This window comes from Bartonella sp. AD328YNZD (assembly GCF_042196425.1).
Map to the genome: position 1 here is coordinate 1 of NZ_JBHIQG010000098.1, position 7,528 is coordinate 7,528.

Genomic DNA, 7,528 nt, shown 5'->3' on the forward strand with positions numbered 1-7,528 from the left:
CCCACTGATACGGCCATAGTAAAAAACTTAAGATATAATCTTTAACAAAAAAACACATCATAAAAGTGATCAAAAATGCAACCAAGGCAGCAATAATGCGCTGACGAAGTTCAATTAAATGTTCTATAAGTGTTGCCATATGGGCATCAACTTCATCTTTCTTAACATTCATGATACATCTTCTTTATCTTTAGAAGCGATAGATACTGTCGTATCTTTATTGGTTACGTTTTGATCGCATTCCAAAATTTCTTTATCTTTTTTTGATTTATAGTGTGTTTCCTTAACATCCCAATTATCGTGGATATCCTCTAATATATTTTGAGTGGGATCAAAAGTTTCTGCCAACTTCTTACTTGAATCGCTAATATCCGAACATACTTTTTGCAAATCATCGCGCTCGATTTGTTTTATTAAATTATCAAACTGATGACGAAGTTCATTTGCTGTTGAATACACATACGCTCTTATCTTTGCTACTGTCTTTAATATTTTAGGTAAGTCTTTTGGTCCAACGACAATGATGAGAACAAGTAAGATTACGATAAACTCTGGTCCGTCAATCCCAAACATCTCTTAATTCGACTTTCTCATCAAAAAATATTGCACAATGATGATTGCGTTTTTGTTACTGTTTTTTAGCAACAGATGTTTTGCGTTTTTTAGAAGCAGAAGAAACCTTTCTGCGCACTGTTGCATGTTTTACCGATAACGGCTGAGATTGTTGAGATTCTACATCAATCATTTGGGAAGTAGGAGCCATTTCAACTTTATCCTCAATGCTATCATCTTCTTCCTTCATATTTTTTTTGAAGGCTTTAATTCCTTTAGCAACATCGCCCATTAATTCAGAAATTTTACCGCGACCGAAAAGCACAAAGATAATCAATAAAATTATAATTAAATGCGTTGGTGAAAAAATATTACCCATTATTCTCTCTAACTTTATGCTTTTAAATTTGATTTCATTTATTCATGCTTCCTCTGAAGAATGTATCAAATATAATATCTTACTTATATATTTTCTTCTTAACTTAAAAGCAATTACACGCTTTTATTGCAAAAAGAGCTTTTTATCCTCTCATCCCTTTTTAGCGTACTATAACACAAACCATTCAACAATGATAAACCGCTTCATACAAAATTCAAAACACTTAAAAACTTTTCTAAAATAACTTCATCTGATCTCTTAGGTTACTCATCTTCCTGTAAAGACTATAGCCAACGTCTTTCCTTTTAAACAATGTTGTACGTATCATTACAAATATTTCCGCCAAATTATCCGTTACTGATAAAAATCATAATGCTGTAAAACATTTTACGTATTCAATTAAAAAAATCAGAAAGAAAAATCTCTAAAAAACTTTCTTAACACATCATCAGTCTCTTCAAAAACGATCATCTTACGCACAACATTTATTCTTTGCGTTGGGGTGGGAATTTTATCATCCATTATTCCATACACAATACGAAATATGAGCCATCATCGTATTCAATTAAATATCTGTCGTGTAAATAAAAACTATTAGCGGAAAGAGTAAAAATGTACTTTATGAACCAACGCAAGTGCCAAGAGGTATGGCAATACTGCTAAAAAATAAAAAAGGTACCAGCTTGTGCCTTTATTCAGTAAAATACCTCCATATAACCAGCTCTCTAAGCCACGGCATGCTCTAACTATTACAAGTCTCTGGATTCTGGGCATGCGTTCTCATAATATCATGTGTTTAACCTATCTCAGTATTGAAACCAGAATGGGCATTAATAGAAAATTACATTCAATCAAAAGCATGGCATCGAAGCATAATCCATGTAAAAAGAATTTCTTATCCTAGCCTTTTTTATAAGATTACCTTATAAAGCCGCTCGATAATACAGTGTTAGAGATAGATAAACCTATTTGCTTTAGTTTAAAATTCCTCATTTTATTGAGATAGCTTGCAGAGCACATATCAATTCTCAAAAGTTTTATTTTAGCATCATACACAATAACCTAGCCATTTAGCGTGTATAATGTAAAGCTTTGGCTCTGCTTAAAGCAATGAGATTCATTCATACTTTTACAAAAATCTATCACTATAACACCAGCACTTTATTGCTCTATCCATAATTTTACGCTTGCTAAAAAACTTATAAATGTAACAATGTTTTTATCAAGTATTTGAAATTCTTTAATCTTTAAACAAGAAAATTTATGAATGAATTTGAAAGGTACTCTTCAATTTTTCAACAAACTTCACTAATATTCTCGTTGATTGAGGTTTTTTATAGTATTCCTGGAAGAGACCGCGATCATAAAAAAATTCTCTTACAACATAAATATCTCTATTGAGATGTTTGATCTCTTCTTGTCTATCTCTCATATAAAAAATTTAAAATTTTAACGATTAAGCTCATAATATAAAAATAGCCCTGTGAATAAATGCTCCCATGATATTAATATTTTTTCTGTAGTGTATAATTTGGAAATGAGGGCATTGTTTGATTTCTACAAGAGTATTTTTATGGATATCAATTCTATTATTCTATGCTAATAATCCGGTACAGTTACACATATGATAGAGTTTACTCCATGAATTATCGGCATATTTATCATGCTGGCAATTTTGCTGATGTTTTTAAACACATTATTGTCACTCGCATTGTAGAATATCTCAAACGCAAAGAAAAAGCTTTTCGCGTTATAGATACGCATGCTGGAATCGGTATTTATGACCTTTCTTCTTTAGAAGCACATAAAACAGGAGAGTGGCGCGAAGGTGTCCAACGACTTTTTTCAACTCCTATCCCAGAAGATTTAAGAACACTCCTTTGTCCATGGTGTGACATCATTGATGCCCTCAATAAAGGGGAAAAAGAAATTATATTTTATCCTGGATCTCCTGTTCTTATTCGTCAATTATTACGGAAACAAGATCGCCTCACCGCAATAGAATTGCACAATGAAGATTATCATATTTTAGCAAAAAACTTTGCAGGAGATTATCAGACAAAAGTTCTGCATTTAGATGGTTGGCTTTCCTTAAATGCTCATGTACCACCAAAAGAAAAACGTGGGTTTATCCTTGTTGACCCTCCCTTTGAAAAAGCTGGAGAGTTTTCCCGCCTTATTGAGGGATTAACGAAAGCCTATCGTCGCTTTTCTGGAGGAATCTACGCTTTATGGTATCCTGTTAAATATGACAAAGAAATTGAAAGTTTTCTTCACGCGCTTTATCAAACAGGAATTCCTAAAATTCTCCAGCTTGAAATGCGTATCCGAAAAAAATCAACATCACCTACAATGAATGGAAGCGGTATGATTATTATTAACCCTCCCTACCTTTTGGAAGAAGAAATGAAAAAACTCAGCCCCTTTCTTATCAACCGTCTTGGACAAGATGAAAATGCCAAAATAACGCATAAGTGGCTTCAAAAAGAACATCTATTATTTTAGATCTTTTTCTGATATCTTTCCTAAATCAAATATCATGTTGTAAAATACAAATGCATTAAATGATAAAGTTCTTTGATTCTTTGGATAATATCAACATATTATCATGATAAGCTAATAACGATCAGCGTGAATTATTTTTTTAGAAAGCCTATCCTCTTAATCATCATGGATTTCTTATTTCAATCATTTTAATGGATAAATTGGCCAAATTCATAAAGCTGTCTTAGAATAACAACTCTCATATTTTTTTATGAAAGATCGGCTCTCTAAAATCATACTCTTATGCTATAAGATATATTTATAAAAAAAATTATAAAGACATAAATAATCATTATTTAATAAAAAAGAATATTTCATATATTAAACAAACAACATATTCGTAATAAACGGAATGGTCCTGAAAAATAATACAAATTGTCCGCAAAATGAACGGGAAAAACTTTCTTTTCTCTCTAATGTTACATGGCATAATGCCAATCAAAGCAATGAGAAAAATCAGCTCCAAGGTATCAAGTTCATACAAGAGTTTGTTAGACACCTTCCGCATAAGCCAGGGGTTTACCGGATGATTGGTGAAAATGGTGATATTCTCTATGTTGGCAAAGCCCGTAATCTCAAAAAACGTGTTTCAAACTATACACGTGAACAAGGACACAATAATCGTATTACCCGCATGATTCGTGCAACATATCATATGGAATTTATCGTCACCCATACAGAAACAGAAGCACTCCTTTTAGAAGCCAATCTCATCAAAAGATTGCATCCACATTTTAATGTACTCCTGCGTGATGATAAAAGTTTTCCTTATATTATGATTACAGATGATCATCGAGTGCCTGCACTTTACAAACATCGTGGTGCTCGAATACGAAAAGCTCACTATTTTGGTCCTTTTGCTTCTGCTGGTGCAGTGACACAAACAGTTCATGTTTTACAACGCGCCTTTTTATTACGAACTTGTACTGATTCAGTTTTTGAAAACCGTACACGCCCCTGTTTGCTTTATCAAATTAAGCGATGTTCTGCACCTTGCACTCATGAAATTAGCGACAGTGATTATAAAGAACTGGTGAAAGGAGCAAAAGCGTTCCTTTCGGGAAAAGATCAATCTATTAAAAGCGATATGGTTCAAGCTATGCATAAAGCTGCAGAAAATCTTGATTTTGAACAAGCAGCTTCCTATCGTGACCGCCTATCAGCCCTTTCTCACATACAAAGCTATCAAGGTATAAATCCTCAAACGATAAAAGAAGCGGATGTTTTTGCGATTGCGCAAAAAGAAGGAATGACCTGTATTCAAGTGTTCTTTTTTCGCATGGGGCAAAATTGGGGAAACCGTGCTTATTTTCCTAAAGCAGATCCCTCTTTTTCCCGTACTGAAATTTTAGCAAGTTTTCTTGCCCAATTTTATGATGATAAACCACTTCCCAAAAGCATCCTTTTATCTGAAGAAATTGAAGAAAAGGCACTTCTTACAGAAGCATTTAGTCTCAAAGCAAACCACAAAGTATCCCTCTCTTTACCCAAACAAGGTGAACGGAAAACTCTTGTTAATCGTGCCTATCTCAATGCTCATGAAGCACTTGAACATAAGCTTTCTGAAACAGCCACCCATACAAAATTGCTTCAAGGTCTTGCTAAAACATTCCAACTACCTTTTCCTCCACGCCGGATAGAAGTCTATGACAATTCTCATATCATGGGAACAAATGCTGTAGGGGCTATGATTGTTGCTGGTCAAATGGGATTTATTAAAAATCAATATCGAAAATTCAACATTCGCTCAACAGATATCACGCCTGGCGATGATTTTGGTATGATGAAAGAAGTGATTAAACGAAGATTTTCACGCCTTATCAAAGAGCATGATCTGCCAAATAGAAGTCATAACATAAAAGATGATGATCTTTTTCCCATTTGGCCTGACCTTATCTTAATCGATGGTGGTGAAGGACAAATCAACAGCGTACATGCAATACTTGCTGAATTACAATTAAATGATCTCTTCACAGTTGTTGGAATCGCCAAAGGTGTTGACCGTCATGCGGGACGTGAACGATTTTTTATAAAAGGTATTCCGCCCTTTACACTTCCTCCACGTGATCCTATCCTCTATTTTTTGCAACGTCTGCGTGATGAAGCACACCGTTTTGCGATTGGAACTCATAGGATAAAACGAAAAAAAGCAACATTCAAAAACCCACTTGATGAAATCGAAAATATCGGTCCGACAAGAAAGCGTGCGTTGCTTCATCATTTTGGAAGTGCCAAAGCTGTTGCTAGTGCCTCATTTGAAGATTTAAAAAAAGTTACGGGAATCTCTATGACAATTGCACAAAAAATTCATAACCATTTTCATGAAAAATAAGCTTGTTTCATAACCTTCGCCTTGTTACGTTTAGGAAATATATTCTCTTTCACAAGAATTAAAAATGGCTCCATGAAAAATCATACTTTTTCTTTTCCAAATATTTTAACTTATGCACGAATTGTTGCAGTCCCAATGGTTGTTGCATGCTTTTTTTTAGAAGGGCGGCTACAATCAAGTGATATCACCCGCTGGATTGCTGTTTCCATTTTTATCGTTGCATCCATTACTGACTTTCTTGACGGTTACCTTGCTCGTATTTGGGAACAAACATCTAATATTGGTCGCATGTTAGATCCAATTGCCGATAAACTTCTCGTCTCTGCTTGTTTGCTCTTGCTTGCCGCAGACAGTACCATCGCTGGATGGACTCTATGGGCAGCTATTATCATTCTTTGCAGAGAAATTCTTGTGTCAGGATTACGTGAATATTTGGCTGAGTTAAAAGTTAGTGTTCCTGTCTCTCGTCTTGCAAAATGGAAAACTTTTGTACAGATGATCGCTATTGTATTTCTTTTAGCTGGACCAGCCGGTAATAAAATTTTCCCTTACACAGTAGAGTTTGGTATTACTATGCTGTGGATTTCTGCCCTCCTTACATTGTGGACAGGGTGGGATTATTTTCGTGCAGGTTTAAAACACGTTATCCTATGAATAGTATGGAATTTTATAAAATGATTTATCTTTTTGTACTTAAATAAGAGATGAGAATAGCATAAGATTGATTTATTTTAAATCTATTAATGATAAATCAATAAAACACTTTTTTGCACATTACAAGTAAGGGTAGCGTGTAGATAAAAACTCTTCAGAAAAGAGTAAATAGGCTTTATATTTTCGTAAAAGCAGCTGCAATATTAAAAGCTAAAAAAATGATTAATGGCTCCATATGCTTTCAAAAAAATCTATAACCTCATAAGCAAAAAACCGAAATATAGTGTTTCGGATTTTTGCTTCTTATATACGCTTTATTAACCAACAATTTCTACCTCAGGAAACCAAAAGGCGATTTCTGTTTTTGCCGTTTCAGCACTATCGGATCCATGGACAGAATTTTCGCCAATCGATAAAGCATGAACCTTACGAATTGTCCCTTCTTCTGCATCACTAGGATTCGTAGCCCCCATTACTTCACGGTTTTTAGCTATTGCATTTTCACCTTCCAAAACTTGTACAACGGTTGGACCAGAAGACATAAATTCAACCAATTCACTAAAAAAAGGACGTTCTTTATGAACAGCATAAAATTTTTCAGCCTCACGTCTGCTCATCCAGACACGTTTAGACGCAATAACACGTAGCTCCACATCCTCAAGCATTTTAGTAATTGCGCCAGTCAAATTACGACGGGTTGCGTCTGGTTTAATCATCGAAAAAGTACGCTCTAAAGCCATTTAACCACCTTTATTTCATTGATAATATTCTCTAGCCATTCCTATAGCGAGCAAGGAACCCTTTGCCAAGTGGCTCTGCAAAAATCTACACAAATTCTCAAAAATATAGAATAAATTATAAAGAAAACTTTAATAAAAATCCTGCAATTGCTCATCCCATCATAAAAATGCGCTACCGACTCTTAATAAATATTGAATCTTCTTCCATAATTTTAAATGCTTCCTATCAAAATTATCATTGAAATCAATCAAAAAATAACCATATCGTTAGAAACTATAGCGTACACCTAAAATACCCTGAAAGGACTGTTTTGTTTTATGTCCTTT

Annotated in this window: 7 protein-coding genes; 3 read left to right on the forward strand and 4 right to left on the reverse strand. The window is 34.3% G+C overall.

What is annotated here, in order from left to right; translation table 11 throughout:
* From ACFIO3_RS06115 to tatA, 3 genes are all read right to left on the reverse strand, one after another.
* Positions 1–172: twin-arginine translocase subunit TatC (locus tag ACFIO3_RS06115; RefSeq protein WP_375704202.1), on the reverse strand; the 172-nt coding region annotated here is incomplete at its 3' end.
* Entirely contained in the window at positions 169–573 is a 405-nt protein-coding gene (locus tag ACFIO3_RS06120) for a twin-arginine translocase subunit TatB (protein ID WP_375704201.1), read from the reverse strand. The genes ACFIO3_RS06120 and ACFIO3_RS06115, both read right to left, overlap by 4 nt.
* Before the next feature lie 55 nt (positions 574–628).
* Positions 629–931, reverse strand: a complete 303-nt coding sequence (tatA, locus tag ACFIO3_RS06125) for a twin-arginine translocase TatA/TatE family subunit (RefSeq protein WP_375606269.1) — start codon at positions 929–931, stop codon at positions 629–631.
* Between the two features lie 1,641 nt (positions 932–2,572).
* Here tatA and ACFIO3_RS06130 point away from each other — a divergent pair.
* The 3 genes from ACFIO3_RS06130 to pgsA all read left to right on the forward strand — a co-directional run bounded on the left by ACFIO3_RS06130 (position 2,573) and on the right by pgsA (position 6,461).
* Positions 2,573–3,436 carry a 23S rRNA (adenine(2030)-N(6))-methyltransferase RlmJ gene (locus ACFIO3_RS06130; protein WP_375606270.1) on the forward strand — a complete coding sequence of 288 codons (864 nt, stop codon included), beginning with the start codon at positions 2,573–2,575 and terminating at the stop codon, positions 3,434–3,436.
* Positions 3,437–3,827: 391 nt separating this feature from the next.
* Positions 3,828–5,807, forward strand: coding sequence for an excinuclease ABC subunit UvrC (gene uvrC, locus ACFIO3_RS06135; RefSeq protein WP_375614956.1), 1,980 nt, complete (start codon positions 3,828–3,830; stop codon positions 5,805–5,807).
* 72 nt (positions 5,808–5,879) lie between these two features.
* Entirely contained in the window at positions 5,880–6,461 is a 582-nt protein-coding gene (pgsA, locus tag ACFIO3_RS06140) for a CDP-diacylglycerol--glycerol-3-phosphate 3-phosphatidyltransferase (protein WP_273723320.1), read from the forward strand.
* A 317-nt stretch (positions 6,462–6,778) separates the two neighbouring features.
* Here the strand turns inward: pgsA and ndk are convergent, their stop codons facing one another.
* Complete coding sequence (gene ndk / locus ACFIO3_RS06145) at positions 6,779–7,201, reverse strand: nucleoside-diphosphate kinase (RefSeq protein WP_375606272.1); 423 nt, start codon at positions 7,199–7,201, stop codon at positions 6,779–6,781.
* Positions 7,202–7,528: the final 327 nt, after the last annotated feature.

Bases quoted from the DNA above. Each gene is read 5' to 3' on its own strand.
- ACFIO3_RS06120 (WP_375704201.1), bottom strand. From the start codon at position 573: ATGTTTGGGATTGACGGACCAGAGTTTATCGTAATCTTACTTGTTCTC.
- tatA (WP_375606269.1), bottom strand. From the start codon at position 931: ATGGGTAATATTTTTTCACCAACGCATTTAATTATAATTTTATTGATT.
- ACFIO3_RS06130 (WP_375606270.1), top strand. From the start codon at position 2,573: ATGAATTATCGGCATATTTATCATGCTGGCAATTTTGCTGATGTTTTT.
- uvrC (WP_375614956.1), top strand. From the start codon at position 3,828: ATGGTCCTGAAAAATAATACAAATTGTCCGCAAAATGAACGGGAAAAA.
- pgsA (WP_273723320.1), top strand. From the start codon at position 5,880: ATGAAAAATCATACTTTTTCTTTTCCAAATATTTTAACTTATGCACGA.
- ndk (WP_375606272.1), bottom strand. From the start codon at position 7,201: ATGGCTTTAGAGCGTACTTTTTCGATGATTAAACCAGACGCAACCCGT.